This is a genomic window from Bifidobacterium sp. LH_230, assembly GCF_056357555.1.
In genome coordinates, this window is record NZ_JBKEWJ010000006.1 from 60,757 (window position 1) to 84,652 (window position 23,896).

At 61.7% G+C, this 23,896-nt stretch carries 29 protein-coding genes; 12 read left to right on the plus strand and 17 right to left on the minus strand.

What is annotated here, in order from left to right:
• Positions 1–8: 8 nt before the first annotated feature.
• The 7 genes from AC1A0G_RS04145 to AC1A0G_RS04175 form a co-directional block, all read right to left on the minus strand.
• Positions 9–284: a hypothetical protein gene (locus tag AC1A0G_RS04145; RefSeq protein WP_476527762.1), complete on the minus strand. Its 276-nt coding sequence runs from the start codon at positions 282–284 to the stop codon at positions 9–11.
• A gap of 136 nt (positions 285–420) precedes the next feature.
• Positions 421–1,173, minus strand: a complete 753-nt coding sequence (locus AC1A0G_RS04150; protein ID WP_476527764.1) for a hypothetical protein — start codon at positions 1,171–1,173, stop codon at positions 421–423.
• Positions 1,174–1,202: 29 nt separating this feature from the next.
• Complete coding sequence (locus tag AC1A0G_RS04155; RefSeq protein WP_476527765.1) at positions 1,203–2,144, minus strand: ABC transporter ATP-binding protein; 942 nt, start codon at positions 2,142–2,144, stop codon at positions 1,203–1,205.
• On the minus strand, positions 2,141–2,668 hold the full coding sequence (locus tag AC1A0G_RS04160; RefSeq protein ID WP_476527767.1) for a hypothetical protein: 528 nt from the start codon (positions 2,666–2,668) through the stop codon (positions 2,141–2,143). Before AC1A0G_RS04160 ends, AC1A0G_RS04155 begins: the two co-directional genes overlap by 4 nt.
• A gap of 148 nt (positions 2,669–2,816) precedes the next feature.
• Positions 2,817–3,473, minus strand: a complete 657-nt coding sequence (locus AC1A0G_RS04165) for an ATP-binding cassette domain-containing protein (RefSeq protein WP_476527769.1) — start codon at positions 3,471–3,473, stop codon at positions 2,817–2,819.
• Positions 3,474–3,476: 3 nt separating this feature from the next.
• Positions 3,477–5,573, minus strand: coding sequence for a hypothetical protein (locus AC1A0G_RS04170; protein WP_476527771.1), 2,097 nt, complete (start codon positions 5,571–5,573; stop codon positions 3,477–3,479).
• A gap of 13 nt (positions 5,574–5,586) precedes the next feature.
• On the minus strand, positions 5,587–5,970 hold the full coding sequence (locus AC1A0G_RS04175) for a hypothetical protein (RefSeq protein WP_476527772.1): 384 nt from the start codon (positions 5,968–5,970) through the stop codon (positions 5,587–5,589).
• 234 nt (positions 5,971–6,204) lie between these two features.
• Between AC1A0G_RS04175 and AC1A0G_RS04180 the strand changes: the two genes are divergently transcribed.
• The 6 genes from AC1A0G_RS04180 to AC1A0G_RS04205 all read left to right on the plus strand — a co-directional run bounded on the left by AC1A0G_RS04180 (position 6,205) and on the right by AC1A0G_RS04205 (position 12,100).
• The gene (locus AC1A0G_RS04180; RefSeq protein ID WP_476527774.1) at positions 6,205–6,843 is read left to right on the plus strand and encodes a GNAT family N-acetyltransferase; all 639 of its coding nucleotides are present in this window, start codon (positions 6,205–6,207) and stop codon (positions 6,841–6,843) included.
• Positions 6,844–6,961: 118 nt separating this feature from the next.
• Positions 6,962–8,287, plus strand: coding sequence for a Fic family protein (locus AC1A0G_RS04185; RefSeq protein WP_476527776.1), 1,326 nt, complete (start codon positions 6,962–6,964; stop codon positions 8,285–8,287).
• 181 nt (positions 8,288–8,468) lie between these two features.
• The gene (locus AC1A0G_RS04190; RefSeq protein WP_476527778.1) at positions 8,469–9,170 is read left to right on the plus strand and encodes a LuxR C-terminal-related transcriptional regulator; all 702 of its coding nucleotides are present in this window, start codon (positions 8,469–8,471) and stop codon (positions 9,168–9,170) included.
• A gap of 104 nt (positions 9,171–9,274) precedes the next feature.
• Positions 9,275–10,468: a sensor histidine kinase gene (locus AC1A0G_RS04195; RefSeq protein ID WP_476527780.1), complete on the plus strand. Its 1,194-nt coding sequence runs from the start codon at positions 9,275–9,277 to the stop codon at positions 10,466–10,468.
• A 402-nt stretch (positions 10,469–10,870) separates the two neighbouring features.
• Complete coding sequence (locus tag AC1A0G_RS04200; RefSeq protein ID WP_476527781.1) at positions 10,871–11,758, plus strand: DsbA family protein; 888 nt, start codon at positions 10,871–10,873, stop codon at positions 11,756–11,758.
• A gap of 48 nt (positions 11,759–11,806) precedes the next feature.
• The gene (locus AC1A0G_RS04205; protein ID WP_476527783.1) at positions 11,807–12,100 is read left to right on the plus strand and encodes a chorismate mutase; all 294 of its coding nucleotides are present in this window, start codon (positions 11,807–11,809) and stop codon (positions 12,098–12,100) included.
• Between the two features lie 26 nt (positions 12,101–12,126).
• Here AC1A0G_RS04205 and AC1A0G_RS04210 read toward each other — a convergent pair whose 3' ends face one another.
• Together AC1A0G_RS04210 and AC1A0G_RS04215 are read right to left on the minus strand one after the other, a co-directional pair.
• A complete protein-coding gene (locus tag AC1A0G_RS04210) occupies positions 12,127–12,456 on the minus strand; it encodes a hypothetical protein (RefSeq protein WP_476527785.1) in 330 nt (109 codons plus the stop codon).
• 72 nt (positions 12,457–12,528) lie between these two features.
• Positions 12,529–13,461, minus strand: a complete 933-nt coding sequence (locus AC1A0G_RS04215) for a DUF2142 domain-containing protein (protein ID WP_476527787.1) — start codon at positions 13,459–13,461, stop codon at positions 12,529–12,531.
• 148 nt (positions 13,462–13,609) lie between these two features.
• Between AC1A0G_RS04215 and AC1A0G_RS04220 the strand changes: the two genes are divergently transcribed.
• The 3 genes from AC1A0G_RS04220 (at position 13,610) to AC1A0G_RS04230 (ending at position 16,662) form a co-directional block, all read left to right on the plus strand.
• The gene (locus AC1A0G_RS04220) at positions 13,610–14,131 is read left to right on the plus strand and encodes a GNAT family N-acetyltransferase (protein ID WP_476527789.1); all 522 of its coding nucleotides are present in this window, start codon (positions 13,610–13,612) and stop codon (positions 14,129–14,131) included.
• Between the two features lie 115 nt (positions 14,132–14,246).
• Positions 14,247–14,735 (plus strand): N-acetyltransferase family protein, encoded by a 489-nt coding sequence (locus AC1A0G_RS04225; RefSeq protein ID WP_476527791.1) that lies wholly within the window; start codon positions 14,247–14,249, stop codon positions 14,733–14,735.
• Between the two features lie 604 nt (positions 14,736–15,339).
• Positions 15,340–16,662, plus strand: a complete 1,323-nt coding sequence (locus AC1A0G_RS04230) for an MFS transporter (RefSeq protein WP_476527792.1) — start codon at positions 15,340–15,342, stop codon at positions 16,660–16,662.
• A gap of 130 nt (positions 16,663–16,792) precedes the next feature.
• On the opposite strand, the gene AC1A0G_RS04235 is transcribed toward AC1A0G_RS04230, so the two are convergent.
• Positions 16,793–17,497, minus strand: coding sequence for a GNAT family N-acetyltransferase (locus AC1A0G_RS04235; protein ID WP_476527794.1), 705 nt, complete (start codon positions 17,495–17,497; stop codon positions 16,793–16,795).
• Positions 17,498–17,582: 85 nt separating this feature from the next.
• Between AC1A0G_RS04235 and AC1A0G_RS04240 the strand changes: the two genes are divergently transcribed.
• A complete protein-coding gene (locus tag AC1A0G_RS04240; protein WP_476527797.1) occupies positions 17,583–17,999 on the plus strand; it encodes a peptide deformylase in 417 nt (138 codons plus the stop codon).
• Between the two features lie 36 nt (positions 18,000–18,035).
• Here the strand turns inward: AC1A0G_RS04240 and AC1A0G_RS04245 are convergent, their stop codons facing one another.
• Positions 18,036–18,509, minus strand: a complete 474-nt coding sequence (locus tag AC1A0G_RS04245; RefSeq protein WP_476527799.1) for an aminoacyl-tRNA deacylase — start codon at positions 18,507–18,509, stop codon at positions 18,036–18,038.
• Positions 18,510–18,687: 178 nt separating this feature from the next.
• On the opposite strand from AC1A0G_RS04245, the gene AC1A0G_RS04250 reads away from it, so the two are divergent.
• A complete protein-coding gene (locus AC1A0G_RS04250; protein WP_476527801.1) occupies positions 18,688–20,076 on the plus strand; it encodes an MATE family efflux transporter in 1,389 nt (462 codons plus the stop codon).
• Positions 20,077–20,293: 217 nt separating this feature from the next.
• Positions 20,294–20,683: a winged helix-turn-helix transcriptional regulator gene (locus AC1A0G_RS04255; RefSeq protein WP_476527803.1), complete on the plus strand. Its 390-nt coding sequence runs from the start codon at positions 20,294–20,296 to the stop codon at positions 20,681–20,683.
• Positions 20,684–20,770: 87 nt separating this feature from the next.
• On the opposite strand, the gene AC1A0G_RS04260 is transcribed toward AC1A0G_RS04255, so the two are convergent.
• The 6 genes from AC1A0G_RS04260 to AC1A0G_RS04285 all read right to left on the minus strand — a co-directional run bounded on the left by AC1A0G_RS04260 (position 20,771) and on the right by AC1A0G_RS04285 (position 23,894).
• The gene (locus AC1A0G_RS04260; protein WP_476527804.1) at positions 20,771–21,151 is read right to left on the minus strand and encodes a hypothetical protein; all 381 of its coding nucleotides are present in this window, start codon (positions 21,149–21,151) and stop codon (positions 20,771–20,773) included.
• Between the two features lie 108 nt (positions 21,152–21,259).
• Positions 21,260–21,625: a C4-dicarboxylate ABC transporter gene (locus tag AC1A0G_RS04265; protein ID WP_476527805.1), complete on the minus strand. Its 366-nt coding sequence runs from the start codon at positions 21,623–21,625 to the stop codon at positions 21,260–21,262.
• On the minus strand, positions 21,622–22,215 hold the full coding sequence (locus AC1A0G_RS04270; RefSeq protein ID WP_476527807.1) for a MerR family transcriptional regulator: 594 nt from the start codon (positions 22,213–22,215) through the stop codon (positions 21,622–21,624). The genes AC1A0G_RS04265 and AC1A0G_RS04270 overlap by 4 nt, the downstream gene beginning before the upstream one ends.
• 52 nt (positions 22,216–22,267) lie before the next feature.
• Positions 22,268–22,705 (minus strand): FHA domain-containing protein, encoded by a 438-nt coding sequence (locus AC1A0G_RS04275; protein ID WP_476527808.1) that lies wholly within the window; start codon positions 22,703–22,705, stop codon positions 22,268–22,270.
• A 13-nt stretch (positions 22,706–22,718) separates the two neighbouring features.
• Complete coding sequence (locus AC1A0G_RS04280; protein WP_476527810.1) at positions 22,719–23,555, minus strand: DUF881 domain-containing protein; 837 nt, start codon at positions 23,553–23,555, stop codon at positions 22,719–22,721.
• Positions 23,556–23,561: 6 nt separating this feature from the next.
• Positions 23,562–23,894, minus strand: a complete 333-nt coding sequence (locus tag AC1A0G_RS04285; RefSeq protein ID WP_476527811.1) for a small basic family protein — start codon at positions 23,892–23,894, stop codon at positions 23,562–23,564.
• Between the last annotated feature and the right edge of the window lie 2 nt (positions 23,895–23,896).

Below are 23,896 nucleotides of genomic sequence, written 5' to 3' on the forward strand. Positions count from 1 at the left end.
AGCTTGGGCTACAGGAGCGCAATCACCAGAGCGATAGCCGCCAAGCCTGCCGCTACGCCAATCCCTATGGCAAGGAAGGAGCTCGATTTCGCGCTGCCTTTCAAAGCCGCGAGCAGAGCCATGACCAGCAATAGCACTCCAACGGCTCGGCAGAGCAGGCTCAAGACGTCTTCCGGGATCGCAAATGCGAGAGCCTGCAATGCTATGGATGCGCACACCAGGATCACGACCAGCCTTCTGATGCCGCCGTTTTGTATCGACTTGTTATGAGTGGGCTTTTCCATTGCGATCACTCCCTTTCCTCGGGGTTCGGTTTCCTCGCTATATCTATTCAATCCAAGAACGTCCGACAGTACAACATGGCGTCAAGTAATCGCATGACAGGAATCTTCGTAGCCATGTAAGTTCTTCCGCATGCCTTTAGACATCCCTTTGCATCTGGGCCACGCAAGCGGCGGTGACCGCGATGATGACGTATGCCAGTGCGATCAGTCCGCTCAGCGTCGGATTCATGCTGGGAGACTGTTCCAGTATGGCGGTGCCGGCGATGGAAGGTAGCCACTCGTGCAACGTCCGCGGGTTCGGCAGGTTCGCCACAGCGATGGGCAGCAGATAGTACAAGGCGATGTAGGCGATCGCGCCCTTGCCGGCCGAGTTGAAGGCCACGCACAGTGAGGCGGCGACGAGCATGCGCCCTGTAAGTATCAGCGCCACGGGAAAGCAGAGGAGCAATGATGCGGACAGCGGCGCGGGCCATACTCGCGCCGGTACGACCGAGCCGAGGATGAGACGGGAGGTGCCGGTCGCAGCGAGCCCTCCGACTGCGGCCGTGATGAGACCGACAGCGACGATGTCGGCGCACAGGGTCAGGAACAGTCGTGTTCGTTTCGGTTCGATCAGGAACAACGGCATGGCCGTGGCCGTGTTGGTCAGGACGCGGACGGACAGCAGCGCCGCGATGATCGCCACGGGTTCGATCATGGGCATGACCGCCCCGGCGATGCTTGGCCCCAATCCCGTGAGCGTGGCGAGACCATCGAGCTTGGAACCGGAGGAGAGCATGAGTCGGACGGAGGCGCTGGTCAGTGCGGCGAACACGGCGAACGCCGTCGGCAGTCCGGCCCATGCCGTGAGCGGCGCCGGGCGGCATACCACGTAACGCATAAGCAGCATCAAGCGTCGCCAACACTGTCCGCATCCGTTCATGACGCGTCTTCCTTTCCCGAGGATCGGCGAATCATGCCGGTCATCACCTCGCGCAGCGTCGGCTCGGCATGGTCAAGCCGGACCAGTGGAACGTCATGTCTGGCCGCGACGGCGAACACGCCGGCCGCGTCCATCCGTCGGGCCAGGTATTGGCCGTCCTCCAAGGAACGAATGTCGGCTCCCATCGCGGTCAGATCATCCAATGCCAGAGCTTTCCCGGTTTCGTCCGCGTCGGGAGCGAACCGGAACATGGTTCCCGACTCGCCTCCACCGGTGGCGACGACCTGTGCGAGCGGACCGTAGGCCATCTGCCTGCCGTGCATGACGATCAGCACGTGAGTGGCTATGCGTTGCAGTTCGTCGATCTCATGGGCGGCCAGAACAACGGTCTTGCCGGCGGCGGCCCACTGTTGCAGCAAATCGTGCAGCCACAGCCTGCCGGCGATGTCCAGCCCGTTGAACGGTTCGTCCAGCACGATGATCGGTGCGTCGGCGAGCATCGCCCCGGCCACGCCCAACCGTTGGCGCATCCCTGTGGAATACCCCTTGATCCGAGCCTTCGGCCAGCGCTCCAACCCGCAATCGCGCAACACACGGCGCACGCGGCGGCGCACGTCGGGCAATCCCATCATGCCGGCCATGAACGTCAGATACTCTCCGCCTGTCATCGACTCGTCACCCAGCCGCCCGCCCAGAAACACGCCCACATGCAGTCCCGGCTGTTCCAGCAGCCGGTACGGGCGTCCCATGACCAGCGCCCGACCCCGGCTGGGAGCGGACAGGCCGAGCACCATGCGCAGCGTGGTGGACTTGCCCGCACCATTCGACCCGGCCACCGCCAACACCTGACCCGGCCAAGCCTCGAAATCGATCGGGCCAACCGTCGGACCGGACACATACCGCTTGACCAAGCCACGGGCCTCGACCACAGCGTTCATGACAAAACCTCGCCGTGAAGAACCTTCTGTGCCGAGTCTTGCTCATCCGTCTCGCCGTCGACCGTCCCATCGTCGGCAACGATATCATCCGGTTCCGCCGGTTTCTCCTCCAAACGGACAACACCCTTGCGCTGATCCAGCACCTCATGCACCAGATAGACCACGAACGGCACATACAGCAGACTGCACACCATCGTCACGACCATCCACGCGAACTGACGGCGAGCCCACTGCCGATACGCCAACACCAGCCAAACCGCCGAACACGACCACTGGAACACCGTCACCTGCACAGCGGCAGGCGGCGCGGACGGCACCCCAGCCAACAGGTTCGAGAACACCTCCCGCGCATACCCGCCATACGACGGCAACGCCACGACCTCCGCGACACCCAACCATGCGATCAGCACGCCGACCAACACCAGATACCACCAATGCAACGTCGCCCGCCGACCACCGGCAATACGCCACTTGACGCCCTCGAACCAGACCGAAAGCCTGACCGATACCGTGCGACCATCCATGACAAATCCCCCTCGACAATCACTGTGACACATCAAGCTATAGCGGCGATATGCGGGACGGGACAACATGCTGTCAAGCGATCGCATGACAGCAATCTCAATCACGGAACGCGCTCATGCGTCATCCCCTTCTTACGCCGGCCGCACATTACAGTTGGATGGTGTCGTCGCAGGCGTTGGCGACGTGATCGGAGTGGGTGGCGATGATGACGACGCCGCCGTTTTCGGCCATGCTGCGCAGGGTGTGGATGACCATGTCGGCGTTGTCGTGGTCGAGGGCGCCGGTGGGTTCGTCGGCGAGGATGACGCCGGGCCGTTTGACGATGAGGCGCGCCAACGCGACGCGTTGCTGTTCGCCGCCGGAGAGCCGGTAGACGGGGTCGTGCTCGCGTCCCTTGAGTCCGACGCGGTCCAATGCCCGGCTGATTCGGTCTTGCCTGTCCCGCCTGTTGGCTGTGCCGTGCATTGCCACGTCGAGGTTCTGTTCGATGTCGGCGTTGTCGATCAGCGCGTAGTCCTGGAACAGGTAGCCCAGGATGCGTTTGCGGAACAGTCTGGCATGGCGCGGGTTCATGGCCGTCAGGTCGTCTGGGCCGCATTCCAGGGTTCCGGCGGTGGCGTGGTCGAGCAGGCCGATGATGTTCAGCAACGTCGATTTGCCCGAGCCGGACGGTCCGGTCAATGCGATCATCTGTCCCGGTTCGATGCGGAACGTGAGATCGTGCCACAGGGTTCGTTTCCCGAAGGTCTTCCCGAGTCCGGTGGCGATGATGGGGGCGCCGGGCAGGCAGTGGTGGTCGTGCATGGTTTATTCCTCTCTGGAGTGGTTGGCGGCGAGGATGCGCTCGTAGCGTGCGGTCGCCAGCAGGTAGACGAGCATGTTCACGATGGTGACGGCGGCGATGAACGCGGGCTGCCAGCCGCCCAGCAGGTAGATGTCGGCGACGCTCCGGGCGCCCATAGGGGTTCCGGCGCGCAGTCCGCTTTGGATGATCTGGTAGGTTGAGAAGAGGATCGGGGCGAGGGCCAGCATGGTTTCCGCGGTGATCGCGAGCTGGTGGGTGGCCGGGAAGCTCCAGCCGTGCACGTAGCGGGCGAAGATGCGTTGGGCGCCGCCGCGCACATGCGTCTGGGCGGCGGCGATGGCTGAGGCGATGAGGATGGCGATGGCGACGAGCACGTTCATCAGGTGGATGCGCAGGTTCGTTTGGAGTTTCGCGAAGTCCGCGGCCGCTTTCGCGCTGACGCTGCTCACGGCGTAGATGAACGGCTGCAGTCCGGCCTCGCGCAGCGAGACGAGCGCCTGGTCCGGGTCGGTGAGCATGGCGTTGCCCGCGGAGGCGTAGGCCGTGTAGTCGTCGGGCGAGAATATTCCGGTGTCGGAATCCACGCCGACGAGCACCGCGTCATGGAACAGGGTCTTCTGGTTCGGCATGTTCTGCTGTCCGTAGCCGAACAGGGACTGGCCGGACTTCCCTGTTAACACGGTGATCCGGGGCGTCGCGACGCCATGCATCTGGTTCTGCGAGCCGATGAACGCCCGTACGACGTTCTCGATCCTCTCGCGTTGATCCTGTTTCGAGGCGGGTATCACCACCAGCAACCCATGGTCCGGCACTCGTGTGATCCGCCGGCCCGAGGCGTCCTGCACCGTCTGCGCGTGCAGATAGTTCGAATTCACCACCAGCACGTCCCCGGACAAGGCGGACGCGCCGTCCGCGGGCGAGCCCGTCTGGCTTGTAACGGCGGAAAGCTGTTCCAGCGTGTATCCCTCCTCGGCGAGGATCATACGGCCCTGTCGTTCCTGAGAGATCAGCCATCGGCCCGTCGCGGCCGCATACCGGTCCTGCTCATCCGAGGAGAGCCGGGGGTTGAGCCTGATGGCGCTGGCTTGGCCCGCCGTGGCCCACGCCCGTTGCGCTTCGGCCTGGTCCAGGGCCTGGCCCGCGGCCATTCCCGCGTAGATGACCGCCCAGACGGCCAGGATCACGGCGGGCACGCGCACGCAGTAGACCAGCCCGGACGCCAAACGCGCCGACAGTCGCCCCTTGAGCGATGCCAGCAGCGGCGAACGGGACGCCACCATAAACCCGATGAGATACGCCACGACGATCACCATGAGGAACACGGCGAACACGCCGGCCGCCAACGCCAGCGCCATGCCCATATGCGACGCATGGTTGTACAGGGCCAGGAATCCCATGAACCCCAGCAACACAACCAGGGTCGCGGCCAGGGCCTGGCGAATGTTGGCATGGACGTCACGCGCGATGACGCTCCAGCCGGAGTTGCCCTGCAGACGCTGCACGGCATACCCTTTGACGTTCATCAACGCGAACATGCCCGCCAGCATCGCGCACAGCAGGACCGTCACCGCGAAGCTCACCCCCAGCGGCTGGTTGCTCAGCCACTGAGCGTACGAGACCGTGTAGTCGGTCTTGACATCCACCTCGTACCCGTCCGTGTGGAACCGCTCGGCGAACGCCCGGGTCGCGGCCGGATCACCGTACACGTAGTAGCTGCCGCGCGGGTCCTGCCCCGAAAGCCGGGAGAATGATAATACCGTCGTGTTCATCGAACGCGTGAACCCCGGATACCCGTCGGCCAGCCAACGGGCCGGCTCCCCCGACCCGTCCCCGACGGCCACATACAGCGTGCGGGCCCCGCCCGGGTCCCTGATGTCCTCCACCAATTTGACGATGTCGGCACCCGTATCACCAGCCGTCCGTTCGACTCCCGCGATGGTCGACGAACTGGGCGCGGACGGCGTCGACCCCGACACCTGCACCGTGCCCCGCACGCCCAACGGCGCCACGGCATCCAACCCGCTGAGCATCACGAACGAACCGACGGCGGCGACCAGCACCGCCACCAGCACCGCAAGCTGAATGGTCCTGCCTCGCATTACAGCCTCCCTGTCATGCCGCGTGGCGCAGTTCCAGCACCCGGTCGCATTGCTGCGCGATGCCGGTGTCGTGGGTCACGACGATCAGCGTCTTGCCGTATTCGTGCTGCAGGGCGAGCATCTCGTCGAAGACGTGCTGGGCGAGCGTGTGGTCGAGCGCCCCGGTCGGCTCGTCGGCAAGGAGCACATCAGTGCCGACTGCGCCCAGCAGCACGCTCAGGGTTTGGTCGGACCGGTCCTGCGGCACGTCGGACGACGACAACAAGCGCCCCTGTTTCGGATACTCGCGCATCGCCGCGAAATACCTATCACCCAACACGAACACCGACATCAAACCGGCCAACGAAACCAACACCACCGTCAACACACAGACGGCCACCTTCAACAGCCTGTTCATGACGCTTCCCCTTCCCGCCGCAACCTCGCGGCGAACGTTACGGCTCCATACTCCCTTGATTCGCGGGGGTTCTCCATCGGGCAAAGGAATGAGCGCGCGTATCATCCGCAAGAACGATGTGTCCGGTTCCGACGACTCCTCCGCGCGTGAAAACGGAGCCGTTCCTCGTTCGATGACCACAATGAGATAACGTTGGCGATAAGATCCGTACACGCCAATCAACCGGGAGACCCAATGAGCGAGATCATCGAAACCGAACGCCTGCTGCTGCGCCCGTGGAAGATCGGCGATATCGCTGAGGCTGATTCCCTGTTCCGGTACGCTTCGGACTCGCAAATTGGACTGTTGTGCGGCTGGCCGCCGCATCAGGATGCCGAAGAGAGCATGAACGTCATCCGTGACGTGTTCTCCCCGGTTGAGCACAACTGGGCCATCACCATTCGGGGCGGCTCGACGGCGAACGTTGGCACCGACGAACCTGTCGGCTGCATCGAGTTGAAGCCTCTTCGTCATATCGGCATGGACACTGATGCGTCGGACTGCGCGCTTGACGAACGCTACTCCCGATACGTCGGCGATAACGCCTTGGAACTCGGCTACTGGATCGGCCGCCCGTTCTGGGGCAAAGGATACATGCCCGAAGCGTTGCATGCCGTGCTCGCCTACGCGTTCGACACGCTGCATGTGGACGCCGTGTGGGGCGCCCATTACACGGACAACACGCAGTCCGGTCGCGTGATGGAGAAATGCGGCATGCGAGTCGCCGGCGAATCAAAGCACAACCATTTCCCGCTGATCAACGAATACCACGACGAGACCCTCCGCATCATCACCGCCGACGATTGGACGGCGAAGCGCGAAGTCATCCGTTAGGCCCGTTACGCTCATGGCAGACACTCCCCCACCAAGGCCCGGTCATCTCGTGAATAAGTGTCGGCACGGCCCTTATCCACTGATAGATACCACAATATAACCTATCTATAGGTTGATATTGTCGAAAACAACCTATAGAAATATGGTTGCGGACTGTGTAACGGTCGCCCAACTGGAAAGCGGCATATACGAAATGGACTACAGGAGCGTCAGACAGACCGCGCATATGAGCCGGTCCACGAAGAAACTAGAGGAAATCGCCGATGAAGAATACTCGCGCCGCCTTGATGGATGGAGTACATTCCGTTCCGGCATCGTGCTGCGCGGGTACGAGGTTTTCGTCGTTAACTTCCGCGAACTCGCCACATGCGCCGATGCGATTCGCGAACAGGACAACAACGTCACCGCCTTGTGGGACTCATTGCCGACGCTCGCACGCCGCGCATATCTGTATGACCTTATCGGCGAAGAGATGAAAAGCACCAATGACATCGAGGGCGTGCGATCCACGCACAAGGAGATTGGCCTGGCATTGGAAGCCGCGATCAAGCATGGCAGCCACGCCCGGTTTAGTGAGTTCGCCCGCCTGTTCCTCGCGCTCAGCGACGACGATCCCGCACGCTACGCGCCGCCGGAAACACTCGAGGACATCCGCGGCATCTACGACAAGGTCGTCGCCGGGGAACTCGACGACAACGACAAGCCGGACGGCGACCTGTTCCGCAACGATCCCGTGTACATCGACGAACCCGCGACCGCGCGACGCATCCACACCGGCATCACCCCGGAATCCGAGATCAAGGTCGCGCTCACCCAATGGCTCGCGCTCACCCGCAACCGGGATGTGCCGCCGCTGATCCGTGCCGCCATGTGCCATTTCGCGTTCGAGTACATCCACCCGTTCTACGACGGCAACGGCCGCACCGGACGGTTCCTCTTCGCCCTCCAGCTTCGCCAGCATTTGAGCGCACCCACCGCCATGAGTCTCAGTCCTGTCATTTGCGAAGGCAAAGACCGATATTATAAGGCGTTTGAAGATGCGCAGCACCCGTTGAACCGTCGAGACGCCAGCCTGTTTACCTATCGAATGCTGCAATTCATCGCAAAAGCGCAGAATCGTCTCATCGACGAGCTGTCGACCAGACGATCCATGCTTATGCGGTCTCTCACAGAACTTGACCGACTGCGTTCGGCACGGGATTGGGACGACGATGCGGCGAACATCGTGGCCATGCTCATTCAAGAGGAATTGTTCGGGGTTGCTTCCCGCAGCATCACCCGACCGCGGTTGCGCGAATCGACGGGATTGGGACGAGACAGAACCAATCATGCGCTGGATGTTCTCACCGAAGACGGAACCCTCATCGCCACGGGACAACGGCCTGTGCGCTATGAGCTGTCGGACGCCATACGCGCTGCGATTATAGGGGAAGATCGGAGGTGACGTTCCACTCGGATGATGCGATGGAATATCCGTTACGGTCGCAGCGCGTTGCTCATCGGAGTTCTTGTCATGAACGGCGGCGACGATCCGGCGCGCGGTCCAGTCTGCCCCCGCGGCTGGCACCTGCGGACGTCACTGACGATATGATGTCCGGTGACCGAATTGTTTCGAGGAGTGGCATATGTACGACAGCAGACGTTTCAGCCTTGCCGTGGTGGACAACGATCAGCTGACGGTGAAGATGCTGACGTTGCTGGTCCGTCGTGATCTCCCCGAGGTCGACGTGACGTGGGCGTGCCGTCGCGGCCGGGATGCAGTCGCCCGTTGCCTATCGGCCGAATCGCGTCCGGATGTGCTGCTGGTGGACATGTCGCTGGAAGGATTGAGCGGCGTCGAAGTGTGCCGACAAATTCGCGCGGCGACGGCCGATGTCGTGTTGATCGGCGTCACGTCGTTCTCGTTGGAGTATTACGCGGCCGATGCGCTGGCCGCGGGCACCCAGTGCGTGATGGACAAGGCGCAGGTGGCGGACATCTGTGATGCGGCGGTCGCGCTGGTCAACGGGCGCACGCCGCGCACCCGGTATGTGTCTGATTTGACTGCCGCGCAGTCGCATGCGCTGCTTGCGAAACGTGACGATTCCGATGCTGATGACGGTTCCGCTGCGCGTCCGGCAAATGTAGCTGCGGCGGCAGCATCGTTGACGGATCGTGAGCGTGAGGTCATGCGCTTGTGCGCGCAGGGCAGGAGTTCGCGTGAGATCGGCGAGCTGCTTGGCGTTGGCGAGTCGTCGGTGAAGACGTATGTGATGCGCGCGGCGAGGAAGTTGGGTGCGCGGAACCGGACACAGGCGGTGGCTGAATGGCTGATGTTGCAGGACTGATCAGACGCTCTAGCGCTCGTATCGGTGAGCGTGTTCGTGCCGCCGGTGTGGGGCCGGTCATGTGGTGCGTCGTATTGTTGTCCGCCGGGTTGACGGTGCTGGAGATGTTCGAGTATCCGGCGCAGTTCGTGGCGACCACGGTGTTGACGGTCGTGCATATCCTGTGTCTGCTGGTGTTGCCGTTCTATCCGTTGCCGATGAGTGTGGCGATCGCTGTCACGTATGTGGCGTGTGCGTTCCTGCCGGATATGAGCGGTGCGAGCCTGTTCTACGGCATGTGGGTCGCATTGGCGGCGGTTGGGCGGTATGGCAGGTCGCGATGGTGGTGGTTGATGCCGCCGTTGATCGCCGCGGTGCGTTGGATGGTCGCGGCCCGCGCCGGCATCCCGTTCGGCGATTACGTGATACTGCTGGTGTCGTTCTTCGTCGTGTATGCGTTCGGCCGCGCGATGTCGTGGAGGGCTGTGGCCGTGCAGGCGGAACAGGATCGGTTGCGTTACGAGCGGGAGCGCGACCGTCTGGAGGCCATGCGTCGCGACGCGCGGGTCGCAAGCCGGATTCACGACGCGGTGACAAGCGACCTCGCGTACATGGCCATGCGATTGGATTACGAACGCTCACGTTCGGCGAACGATGAGCAACACGCGGCGTTGTTCGATGACCTGTACCGGCGCACGATCGACACACTCGGCGAGGTACGCACGGTCATCAACATGCTCGACGGGAACAATGACAGCACTGATAGCGGAGAGAATCATGATTCCACCGGGGACGGTCACGGAGTCGTTTCTCAAGGGGATGGTATCGGTGGCTCTCAACGTACTGGCGATGACGGCAATGCCGAAACCGGAAGTTCAGCTGCAACGTCTTCGTCTTGCACATCGTTCCCCGAACACGTTCGCGACGTGCTGGAACAGGGCAATCGGTATCTTGCGCAGCTCGGTTTCGCCGGCGACTCGACGATGATCGACAATCTGTCCACGGACAAGCCGACGGATGCGGACGATGTCACTCGCGAACTGATCGATCTGCTGCGCGAGCTGTACACCAACATCGCGGTGCACGGCGACCCGTCCGGCGAATACCGTGTGGTCGTGCGCCGCAACCGTGACGGCCTGTCCGTCGATCAGGTCAACGACATCGCCAAACATTCCCTCCTGCCGGACAAACCGCACTCCGGCAAAGGACTGACATTGCACCGCACCCGGTTTACATCCCTCGGCGGCTCGATCAATACCTCTGCCGAAGACGGCACCTGGATACTGCACGCAACCTTGCCGTCACCATCGAATAAGTGAACCGTCATGGAATAACGATCATCCGTCGTCCGACGACCTCCAATGATCCCCTTCCGCGCTCGGACGCAAGAAATATCGAGATCGGACGGACAATAACCGATGATCAGCCCCTTCTGTATTCGGACGCAAGAAATTCGGGCAATCAGCCCAGTCGTCCCGAAATCCTTGCACTGACCAACGTTCACCGCAAGAAATTCGGGACGATCGGCATCGTTCCCCGAATTTCTTGCGCCCGGAGACGATACGCGCGACGACTGCGGATATTTTTGCCGTGATGTTGGCGTGATCGTATGGCTGTTCGTTTTCTTTGCCGGTAGACGACCGCCAAAACCTCATGTCGTCTTTGGTTGACAAATATCCTTTCGATTGGCGCGATCCCGCATGAGCAATCATCATGGAGGGGTGAAACGCAGTAATACGCAACGGCAGGATTCTCGAAACGACATGACGGTTTCGGCGGCGGAGCGTCGTCAGCAGACCATCATCGGAATGCTGACTGTCGCGATCATCGCCGTTCTGCTGGTCGTGTGCGGTGTTGCGTTGTATCGCAGCATGTCGGTCAATCGCTCCGCGACGGAGGACACCCCGCAATCGGAACAGGCCGCACATGACGCCTTGCGTAAGGTCAAGGTCAAGCCGTCGCTCGCGGACGATCAAGGCGGCATCTTGATCTCCAAAAACGGGTACGGCAGCAGGATCAACGGCGTGCCGACCGTCGGCATGTATCTGGAACCGTTGTGCCCGGGTTGCGCATTGGTGAGCCGTACGCTCGATCCGACGATCAAGAGCATGCTGGACGCGGGGCAGATCAATCTCGACCTGCATTTCATGACGTTCCAGGATTACAAAAGCAGCGACGAGTATTCGACCCGCGCGTTCAACGCGGCCGTCACGATCGCGCAGCAGGATCCGAACCCCGACCATCTGCTCGGATATCTGATGAACATCTACCGCGAGGACTTCCAGCCCGGCGAACTCAGCGAATATCACAGCGTGACCGACGACCAGCTCAAACAGCAGGCGCTCGACGCCGGCGTGGACAAGACAACGGCGGATGCAGCGTTCGACGCACGATACCGGTATCGTGCGTGGCTGAAGGCGGCGGACGACTACACGATTCTGCGATCGGAACTCTATGCGCCGGGTAAGAACGGCTTCTCCACGCCAACCGTCATGATCAACGATCGTCGCTGGCAGATGGACGGCAACGATCTGAAAGGCGGCTTTCTCACCGCCGTCGGCCTGGACGAGAACGAGGTCGGCAATCCGACAGTCAAACCGAAAAACTGATTGCACACGCGTAGTTACACATACCATGACATTTGAGGAGCGGTACTGATGGAACCGATACATACTTGCGAAAGCCTTGATGAGGTACGCGCCAATATCGACCGCATCGACGCCCGACTGGTTGATCTGATAGCCGAGCGCGGAGCCTATGTGGCGCAGGCCGCGCAGTTCAAGAAGAGCGCGGACGGCGTCAAGGCGTCGGCTCGTGTAAACGCGGTCATTGCCAAGGTGCGCGGATTAGCGGAGACATCCCATGCCGACCCGGATCTGGTCGAAGCGGTCTGGCGCACAATGATCGAACACTTCACCAATGCGGAGATGAAGGATTTCTTGCGCCGATAACGGGACCGGCCCATCGCGCGACCGTACTACCGCGTGAGATTTCTTCTGATTGCGTGTAACGCGTCGGCACACTGCATGGCCAGTGGCGGCACCAAAGGCAGGAAGTATCGGCTGTTGATGCCGACGACGCCGGCTTGTCCGGTCAGTGTGAACTGCGTCCATATTGCTACGTACACCAGCGTCACGCAGCCCGTGATCGCCGTCCACGACATCAGCCAGAACAGCAGACGTTGCCGATCGCGTCTCCAGGCGATGACGGTCAGCATCAGGGCCGCAACGGTAAGCGTCCAGAACAGGAACAGCAGTGGTGGCTCCCACCATGACCAGCCCTGCAGGTGGATGATGCTGTAGACCATTCGCGGCAGGAACATATGCGGGGCGGCCAGCAGTTCCCGTTGCCTCTGCTGTACCGCGTCGTACGGGACACGTTACGGGTTCGTGGCGAATCCGGTTCCGATTTTCAACCATGTCAGCAACAACATAACCGGCAACACGCATCCGGTGACGAGGATAAGCCGTGAACGCACCGGCATACGACGGCGGACGACCATCGGCAGCAACGTCATGAGCAGGCACGGCGCATACGCGAACTTCGACAACGCCAGTACCCAGGTCACACCGGCCAGCAGCACGCAGCCGCCGCCACTGAGCCGAGCGGCTTGCAGACATCGGACCAGCATGCAGGCCAATGGCAGCGACAGTGCGACCACCGTCGAGTCGGGAGAGAACATGAACGAATCCGGCACCGCCAGACACACGGCCAACAACCCGGCCAACAGTCGAAACCAACGAGACGAAACCCCGGCCAACAAATGCAAACCGATCCACACCGCCACGAGATAGACGGCTAACTGGAACACTTCGGCGAGATAGAACCGCCATGCAGCATCCAATCGCAACAGCCGTCCGGCGGCGAAGGCGGCCAACTGCGGCAGGTACGCGATCGGCGGGTACACGGCGGTATTGTCGAACGGCACCTCGCTGCGACGCCCGCCGCGGACGGTGACGGACGAGGCATCGACCAAACCTGATACGTAATGGCGATCGTTGGCCAGCGAGAACGCGACCACGTCATCATCGACCCAGCCGCCCGTGTTGTGTTCCGCGTCGGGATGGTAGTCGGACGCCGCGCGCACCGGGCGGGCGATCACGTCGCCGTTGAGCATCGCGTCCACACGGTACACGTGCGCCCACACGTCCGGAGTCGACCCCGGAGGGGTCAGTATAATGCCCAACACGCCGTACAGCATCACCAACGCAAGTACGATGACCGTCGTTCGACGCTGACGCGACCGGCCATCGTGACCATTCGGATACGGATTCGTGACAAACCACCACAGGACTCCGCGGACCGGCACCATGCCGGACGGATTCCATGATGACCGCCTATCCGGGATTCATGCCAATCGAAGCGGAATCCGTCATCTTTAGACGACAGCAGGGTGCAAGAACACGGCGATCCAACCGACCGAGGGTAATGTGATCCGCAGCGTAACAAGGGAGGCGACTATGCAGTTGATCGAGACATGGCTGGCGGGCCCGGAGCGCGCGTTCGACCTGTTCGCGAAGTTCCCGGCGGAGGAGACGGGATTCGAGAACCCCGCGGCCGGCATGGACCATGAACAGTTCGCCGCATACGTGGAAGGCCTGCACGACGAGTCGCTGGGCATCGGATTGCCGGACGGCTGGGTGCCGGCCACCAAATACATCCTCGTCAACGACGAAGGCAAGTACGTGGGCATCTTCAACCTGCGCCACCGGCTCACCGACTTCCTGCGCAACGGGCCGGGCCACATCGGCTACGGCATCGCCCGCGAATACCGTGGCCGCGGCTACGCGACCGCCGGGCTGAAACTCATTCTCGCCAAGGCACGAGAACTCGGCATCCAGGAAGCGTATCTGAGCGTGCACAAAACCAATCCGGCAAGCCTTACCGTGCAGCAACATTGCGGCGCGCGCATCGACCATGAGGACGAGCGGGAATACTACACGCGCATCGACACGAGTGAAGGAACAATGCGCGATGAGTGACGATACGACACTGACCCGATGTCCCCATTAACGACGACACGCTCGTCGTACTCGAACAGTTCAAGGTCACAGAACGGCTCTAGCATGGCATAGGACATCGGGAAGGAAGCATGACATGACGATTCGTATCGCTCCGATCGAACCGCGATGGTTCGAGGAGAAGGCTCAAGTGCAGTCGCGCACGTGGCGGGAGCTCAGCCAGGGGCATATCCCGCAGGAGATCGTGGACGCCATCACCCCGCAGTTCGCGCTGAAACTCACCGAAGCCCATGCCAAGGATCCCAATCAGGTCACGTTGGTGGCGCTCGACGACGATCATGTGATCGGATTCGCGGAACTGCTGCGCACGCCGCGCCCACCGATCGACCGTCCCGAAGCGGCGGAACTGGCCTCGCTGTATGTGTTGGCCGACAAGCATCGGCACGGCGTCGGACGCATGCTGGTCGAAGCGGGTAAGCAGGCCATCGGCAATGATCGTCTTGTGCTTTGGGTCGCCGGGTTCAACGCCAACGCGCAGGGCTTCTACCGGCATATCGGCTTCCACGAGACCGGACGCACCCAGACTGAAGACATGGGAACGGAACTCGAAATGATCAACTACTGAATGTCGGCGAAGTCCATCTCTTCGAGACGACGGCCAATCACCGTTGATGCCGCATATCGGTTTTGAACGGCACGATCACACTCCGGCAAGCCGCCGCGGCACGGCAAGAACATCATTCGCGGCGTTATAAGATTCCGCCGGCAGCAATCCGGCCAGTCGATGACGATCATCGGCAATATTGCCATGCGACTGATTGGCACGCGGACATCTTGCCGCCGATATGCCACGAGACGAAGGAACACGGGCCACGCGATGTCAACCATCGTCGACATGAACATCCCGAAACGTCGTGTCCGCTCCCATCATGGTTTATCATGGTTATATCAATCGCTGCGGGATATATCGATCAGACGATCCTGAAGCGGTATTTGTCATCATCGGTCATAGGAGACACTTGCATGTACGTCGTTCTAGAATCCTTCGCATACGACTAAGCGGATTGACGGCTTGTTTTCCCGTCTCTTCCCTATCGCCGCGGGCCGGTTCAGGCTCGCGCGATATGTCGTTATGCCTGATTCCCGAACGTATCCCCTGAACGGAATCCGCGACTGCCATATTCGGCTGTTCGTATGCCGTTCATGGCCGTCATGAAACGAGTTCCACCATGAACACCGATACCCATTCACCCAACCAAGCCATCCCCGACTCTGCACGCAACCCTCGCTCGCTGTGGAGCCTGGCCGCGTATCGCAACTGGTTCATCTCCGACACGAGCGACGTGTTCGCGGTCAGTCTGCGCACGTTCGCCATACCGTTGATCGGCCTTGCCCTGTCCGGTTCCCCGTTCGTCTCCGGCCTGCTGGTCACCGTCGAATCGGCCATAGGACTCGTATTGATGTCCGTCGGCGGCGCGATCGCCGACCGACACGATCGCAGACGGCTGATGATCCTGCTCGGACTCGTCGGCATGGTCCTGTCCCTTGCGACGACCGTCCTGCTTGCCGCCGACATGATGAGCACGATGATGTTCGCGTTGTTCGTCGTCCTGTTCGCCGTGATGAACGGCCTGTTGGGACCGTCCAACGACGCGATGCTCAAGTCGATCGTGCCGATGGAACGCTTCGCCAAAGCGCAGGCGATACGCGAGGCGCGCGAATCCTGCGTCGAACTGTCCGGCGGCGCGATCGGCGGACTGCTGTACCGGCTCGCCGGCTGGCTCCCGTTCCTCGCCTCCACCGTACTGTATCTGGCCGCCGCGCTCACCGCGCTGATGCTGCCGAAGAAAACGTCACCCACACCCGAACCGAAGGATGCGTCATCAGCAAACCAGCAAGGCGACGAACAGCCAACCGCCCCGTCGTTCCTCACCCAGTTCGTCGAAGGCTGGCAATGGACGCTGACCAGACGGACGATCCTCGCCGCCATCATCCAGGGCGCGGTCATCAACATCGCCTGCTACGGGAGCATCATCGGCGTGCAGATCATGCTCGCCGCACAAGGCACGGATGCGGCCCTCATCGGCCTGGTGGGCACGGCCACCGGCATCGCGGCCCTGATCGGTTCGCTGACCGCCGGCTGGCTGGTCGACCACATCCCGACCGGCAGACTCATCATCCTCACCTTCGCCGTGTTCACGCTTGCGATGGTCCCGCTGCTGTTCACCGACTCGTATGGGGCGATCGTCGCGTGCATGAGCGTCGCATCCCTGCTGTTCCCAGCGTTGAACGCCGGCGAACTCGGCTTCATCTACGGACGCACCCCGGACCATATGCAGGGCAGGGTGTCCACCGTGTTCGAAACCACGATCGGCGTTCCCGGAGCATTGACTCCCGCACTGGTCGGCTGGCTGCTGCAAGCGCCCGGGCTCGGTTTCCGCGCGGTCATGCTGCTCGCCGTCGCATGTGCGGCCATCGGCCTGCTGCTCGCCTGCATTACTTCGACGAGAAACATTCCCTTGCCCGCGCGATGGGAGCAAACCGAACTCTAAGGTCGGCGGTGACCGGTGTAGGAGAGTCCCACGACCGACTCACCACGTCATGCGCACATTTCGATACGCGTCTCGACAGAACCGCAGTAGCCGTCTGTATCATTCGAAGCCGGTCGGGGAATATTAAAGTCTACGACCGGCCTTCGTAGAGGTAGAACGTTTCCGTAGCTCCGCTGCGCAGGGCCGTCTGCCGTTCACGCAACCGAGCCAGACCCTGATGCTCGTAGAAGCCGATGTTGCAACTCGTATCGGTAAACAGGAAGTACCGGTCTACGCCGGCATCCCGGAACCGGCTCATCGTATGATCGAACAATACGCGGCCCACACCGTGCCCGCGTGCGGCATCATCGACCAGCAGCAGCGTCACCTCCGCGTCGAACCGCGAGCGCAACCCGCGCATCAGTCGCGCGTCAATGCGAGACAGCGACAGCATCTCATGCAATCCGCGTCGTCCTTCAACGGACAGCAGCAACGGCATCGCCGAACCGATGACGCGCAGACGATGCCATCGTGACCGATGCACGTGACGTGGCGCTTGCGAACGCGACTCGTCCGCATCGCCCGCTGTGCGTGGCATGTATTGTTGGCCGGTTCCGGATGGATTCTTGCGTTTGTCGATACGCGTCGTGATGATGCCGGCCACCGTGCCGTTGCGTTGCGCGACGACGGCGTCATCCGAACAATCCAGACTGTGGTGCAGGTCGATCATGGCGAGGCGGCGGGCGCATGACGGACTCATGCCGGGATTGTCATACCACATGCGGTGCAGCATGTCGACGATGACGGGGTAGTCGTCGCGTCTCAGCGCGCGCAAGGTGATGGTTTCGTCGTTCATGGGAGCCGCCTCGGATAGTCGGGTAATGATGGCTGGTACCATGCAGCTTACAGACAACGCGTCGCATCAGCGGAAAGGAACGACCATGCAGCAGCCGATCATGACCGACGAACGATTCCTGAGCCGGCCGTCCGAACCGGCGGACGAAGCCGATCTGAGTGTGGCGGTCGACTTGGCGGACACGTTGGTCGCGCATGCCGATTCGTGCGTTGGCATGGCTGCGAACATGATAGGCGTGTCCAAGCGGATCATCGTGTTCGCGGACGAGGCGACCGGGCGGAACATGACCATGTTCAATCCGCGCATCGTCGAGCGCTCCGGCGAATACGAGACCGAGGAAGGATGCCTGTCGCTGAGCGGCATGCGTCCGACCGTCCGGTACAAGCGGATCTCCGTCACGTATTGCACGCGCCGGTTCCGCGAGGTCACCGCCACGTTCGAGGGATTCACCGCGCAGATCATCCAGCATGAGATCGATCACTGCGACGGCGTGCTGATTTGAGCCAGCAGACCGGAGTATCGGAGGCCGTTCAGCGGCCTATGACTGTTGTGCGAATCCGCCGCCGTCGAACCAGCTGGCGATGTCGTTGTGTTCGGCGATGAGCCGCGGATCGATGGCGAGCGTGTGATGTGCGTCCTCGGTGCCGCAGTAGACCATGTCGTGCGCGAGCAGCCGGCGGTCCATGTACATGGGAATGCCGAGGAACAGCGGTCCGACCGTGCCGACACCGTAGCCGGTGCGTTCCTTCACCAGATCGGGCGATGCAAGGTGCAGTTGCCGCAATCCCAGCGCGCGACCGAGCGCACGCCAGCGAAGATGACCGGATGCCAGTGCGGCTACCGCGAACACGCCCTCCTTCGCCTCCACGACGTACGTCGCCGCCGCACGGTTCACGTCGAACACGGTCGCCGCCGATGCAAGATCCACGATCGCCGTCCCATGTTCGATGATCCGCGCGCGATCCGCATGTTCGGCCGCGAAACGTGTGATCCGTTCGTACTTGTCGTTCATATGCAAGTCTCCTTGCCGTCGGGCATCGGCTATCGTCGACCTTACCGCCGATCGCCCCTACGTCGCTTCCTCAAGTGTTCCGGCGTGTCGTTTGTCCGCACTGTGGCGGCTATGATGCCCGTGACATCGCGCCGCAATAGCCGGCGGGCGCACGAGCGAAGGAAGGACGACGATACGCATGGATGGCGAACTGTTCGAGAAGGCCCCGGTGCCGAAGGCGTATTTTTCGTTGGCGATGCCGGTGGTGCTCGGCATGCTGGTCACGCTCGTGTACAACCTCATCGATACGTATTTCATCGCGCATACCGGAGACACGAGCATGGTCGCCGGCGTATCCCTGACCGCGCCCGTGTTCACGGTGATGATCGCGCTCGGCGACATCTTCGGTCTCGGCGGCAGTTCGGTCATCTCCCGCCTGTTCGGCCAGCGCCGGTATGCGGACGGCAAACGGCTGAGCGTGTTCTGCTTCTATGCCGCCATCGCCACCGGCATCATCATTCTCATGCTCGGTCTCGTCTTTCGCGATCCCATGCTCACTCTGCTCGGCGCGACAGCCGACACGTGGCGGCACGCATCCGACTTCTATACGCTCATCATCGTCGGCTCGCCGTTCATCATCGTGTCCATGACGCCGGTCAACCTGCTGCGCACCGAAGGCCACGCGGTGCAATCCATGATCGGATCGATGGCCGGCACCGCAGTCAATATCGTGCTCAATCCGCTGTTCATCCACGTGTTCGGCTGGGGTGCGGCGGGATCGGCCGGCGCGACCGTGATCGCGAACATCTGCACCGACCTGTATTTCGTCTGGTTCCTGCTGCGTCGCAGCCCGAACCTGTCGATCGACCCGCGGCTCATCATCGACCATGTCGCGCACAGGCTGCGCATCGCCGCGAACGAAGTACGCGACATCTTCGCCATAGGCATCCCCGCGGCCATCACGAATCTCACGCAAAGCATCGGCATCGTCATGATCAACCTGTTCCTGCTGCCCTATGGCACGGATGCGGTCGCCGCGATGGGCATCGCTCTGAAGATCATCATGATCGCCGTGCTGATCTTCGCCGGATTCGCGTTCGGCGCGCAGCCGCTCATCGGATACAATTACGGGGCGCGCAACATGCCGCGGCTGCGCGCGATCATACGGTTCTCCTACGTGTTCCTGTGCCTGTTCGCGCTTGCCATGACCGTTCTGCTCAGCCTCGCGGACCGTATGTTCATGCGGTTCTTCATCGCCGACGAGACGATCGTCGCGCTCGGCGCGGGCATGCTGCGCGTCCAGTTGCTCAGCCTCGTGTTCGTGACCGTGGTGATGGTTACGACCTGCACGTTCCAGTCGGCTGGCAAGGCGTTCGGCGCGTTCGTGCTGTCGATCAGCCGGCAGGGCGTGATCCTGGCCGCCACGCTGTTCGTCGGCTCGCGTATCGCCGGCTACTCCGGTGTGATCGCCGCACAGGCGCTCGCCGATCTGCTGACCGCGGCGCTGGCGGTCGTCCTGTTCGTCGTGATGCTGCCGGAACTGCGCGCATCGAATAAGGGCGATGCACGGCAGACGACCTCCGATTGATTTCCTACACCGCACGGAGGCATCGGCGGGTTCCCTCCTTCATTCGGATGCCGCGCGTACGGCCATAACCGTCGAGTCCGTGGGAGCTGCATCTCGAGAGTCTGCGACGCATGCAACACGCAGGAGTATGACAAACTCTTGCGCTTTGTAGAGAATACCCGGTATGCTCTCACGTTATGACAACATTGTCATAAAGGTATCGGCAAGGAGACAACGTATGTCCACGACCAGCAGCAAGCCCGGGAAAGACCATCCTTGCTTTGATTTGATTGACATTATGTTAAATCGCAATTCCATTCAGGTCATTGAGATGCTTCACGGCAAGGAACTTCTTTTTGACGAATTAAGACAACGTTTGCATAATCTGTCGGAATCCACTCTGATGTCCACGCTGTACCAGTTGCAGCAGGCCGGCCTGGTATCGGATCTCACCAACGACCGTTCGTTGAACGAGACGCGATACACCCTGACCCGGATCGGCGTCAGCGCGCTCAACCCCATCTTCGCATTGCACACTTGGGCGAAGACGCATTACGAGGACGCCATCGACTACGCGGCCGCAGAGGCGTCCGTCAAACGATTCCTCATGATGCACCGTTCTCGATGATTTCATGCCAGAGCGCCCCGTGACAGGGCACTCTGCACAGCGACGACCATCGTCCCGGCATCATAATCGGCCGGAAAACGAATCGAGCTAGAACAGCGGGTCCATTCCGGCGTCCTTGCCTTGCCCCGCATCCGGCCTCCCCTTGTATTTCGCCTCGACCAGCCATTTGCCGTTACGGCTCAGCGTGCGCGCATCATACATGAGGCTTTCGAATCCGCGCCGTTCGCCGTGCTTGATCTTCCACGCGGCAGACCACGCCGCACGTCTGTTGGCCGACTCCAATATCACATGCCACCCCGCATGCGCCTGCAACCATGCCGCCAGTTCGGGGCCGTTGCGCTTGACCACGCCCATAGGGCGAGGGTCCTCGCGGGATGCATCCAATCCCTTGCGGTAACACGCCTGAAGAAACTTCGCCGCCTCGATGTCATCGTCGAAAACGACCCGAATCACCGTCCTGTTACCCATAGCCGACATCTTAGACCATCATGGTGCGGCATGCCACCGCGCAAGACACACAAGACACGCAAGACCGGCATACGGCAACCGCAATGCCGGACGTCCAATGCCGGCCTCTCAGCGTTTGCGGCTCAATACACGATCGATCTGGGTGCGTTCGGCACGTTTGGATTGCAGGAACATCAGCACCCATTCGACAGCGACCGGAACGACCGCGATCGCCGCGCCGGCGATCTGCCATCGGTCATACCAGTCCAGCATGCCGGCACCGATGTCATGCTGCAGCAGGATCAGCGCCAGGAACGGCACGGCGCACAGCACCACGGAACACACCTGCGCATAGATCACGTTCCAGCGTACCGGCTCGACCTGCGGATGTTTGTCGGCGGAGAGGAAGCGGCCCCGAATCAGACAGATCACGCATACGGCAAGCGACCAGACCAGCGAGAACACCCACAGCGCCATCGGTATCAGGTCGATCATGCCGTCTCCTGTCTCGCCCGCCGGGCCTTGTTCAGGGCGATTTTCTTGCGCATGCGCATCGCCGTCAGCTCGTCGATCGGACGGCGGGCGCTGATCGACATCGGCACCACGGTCAGATCGACGTAATCCTCGTCCTCCAGAGCCTGCTGGATCTGATGCCACAGCGAACTGACGGACACGGCGAACACGGCCTTGCCGCTTTGCAGCAGGTCGAGCATCTGCTCGCTGGTCGTGCATTCGTGCACCTGCTGGCCGTCGCACATGATGGTGACATGCTCCAGCTGCGCCGTGGTACGCTGCGACAGAAAACCGATCGCCGCGGTCACGTTCTGCAGGTTCACGCCGGCGTCCAGCAGTCGCTTGGACACGGCGAGAATCACCACGTCCTTGAAGGAGTACAGCCGGCGCGAACCGGAACCGTGCGAGGGCGTGATCGAAGGCTCGACGATCTGCTTGCGCGCCCAGTAGTCCAGTTGCCGGTAGGTGATGCCGGCGACTTTGGACGCGACCGTGCCACGATAACCCCGCTTCAGGGTTCGGCTTTCCTCTGTGGCGAATAGTTCGCCTTGCACGGGCTGCGGCACGCTCATCGCATCGTTCCTTGGTTTCGACTCTCGACCGCGTCGTGCACGGTTCGGCCGGTCAGGCGATCACGGCGGACTTGGTGAAGAACACGAGACGGAACTTGCCGATCATGATCTCGTCGCCGTTGCGCAGCGTGGCATGGTCGACACGCTGCCGGTTCACATACGTTCCGTTCAGGCTGCCGGCGTCGACCACTTCGAACGTCGTGCCGGTGCGGCGGAACACCGCGTGGGAGCGAGACACGGTCGAATCGTCCAGCAGGATGTCGGCACGCGGGTCGCGGCCGACCGTGATCTCGTCCTCGTCGAGCAGGTACCGCGAGCCGGACACCGCGCCGCGAGTGGACACGAGCAGCGCCGTGCCTTCGGACAGGCGCGCGATGGTGTCAAGATCCTCCTGGGTCAGCGGACGGTCGCCGGTGGTCGTGATCGGAATGGTAATGGCAGGAAGACCGATGATGGTCGTCTCTCCTGCGGTCGGAATCGGATTAGTCATGCTGCTATTCTACCTACTCATCAACCGGCGTTGCGTACTTATACTGCTGTGCCTCGCGGATTTCGTCGATTTTCACCTCGTCCTGCGTGGTGACGGTCACATCCGCGCCGTATTTCACCTTGAGCCGCGAGCCTACGCCGCCGGCGATGTTGACCGCGTTCGTCAGCGCCTGCGGGTCGCCGATGGCCTTGACGATGTACGGCGTGTCCAATGTCGTGCCGTCGCAGATCAGCTTGCCGTCGACCGATTCGCTGATGTACGTGGAGGTGACCACGCGCACGGTGTTGATGGCGATCACCTCGGCGCCCGCGTTGCGCAGCTCCTCAAGCAGCGTGAACATCGTGGACGCGTCGACGTCGGCCTTGGTGCCCTCGCTGATGCGGATGGTCACGCCCTGCCCCTTGGCCGGCAGACGGCCGGAGAGGATGCCGTTCGTCTCCTCGTTCTGCTTGGCGATCTTCTGCGCCGCCGCCTGTTTGTCGGCCGTGGCCTTGAGCGAGTTGAGCTGGCTGGTCAGCTCGCTTTTGCGCTGTTCGAGGCTTTGCACCTGGTTGCTGGTCTCGTTGATCAGACGAACCAGCTCGTCCTCGCTCATCGTCTCGTACGTGGATTTCGTATTGTTGATCTGGATCATGTAGGCGAACGACAGCAACGCGCACATGACGGCGATCAGGATGCTGGTGACCAGCCGCATGCGCGTCGCGTTCGCGTTCAGCGAACGTTTGCCGGCGCGTCGTTTGCGTACGACCGGAAACGAACCGGTTTCCGTATGGTCGTTGACCTTGTCCTGCGCATGCTGGACGTGCAGTTTGGTGAGGATGTCCTGCGGCTGCCGTTTGCGTCGTGCCATGCTGCATCAGCCCTTGAAGATGAAGCGGCGGATGGCCGACACGTTCGAGAAGATGCGGATGCCGAGCACGACGATGACCGCGGTCTGCAGCTGGGAGCCGACGCCGAGCTGGTTGCCGAGGAACACGAGCAGCGTCGCGGTAACGACGTTCGAGATGAACGAGATCACGAAGACCTTGTCGGAGAAGCTGCGTTCGAAGTAGGCCCGGGCGGCGCCGAGCAGCGCGTCGAGTGCGGCCACGACCATGATCGGCAGATACGGCTGCAGGACGACGGGGATGGCGGGCTTGACGAATAATCCGACAACCATGCCGATGATGAGACCCAGTACCGCTGCCATCG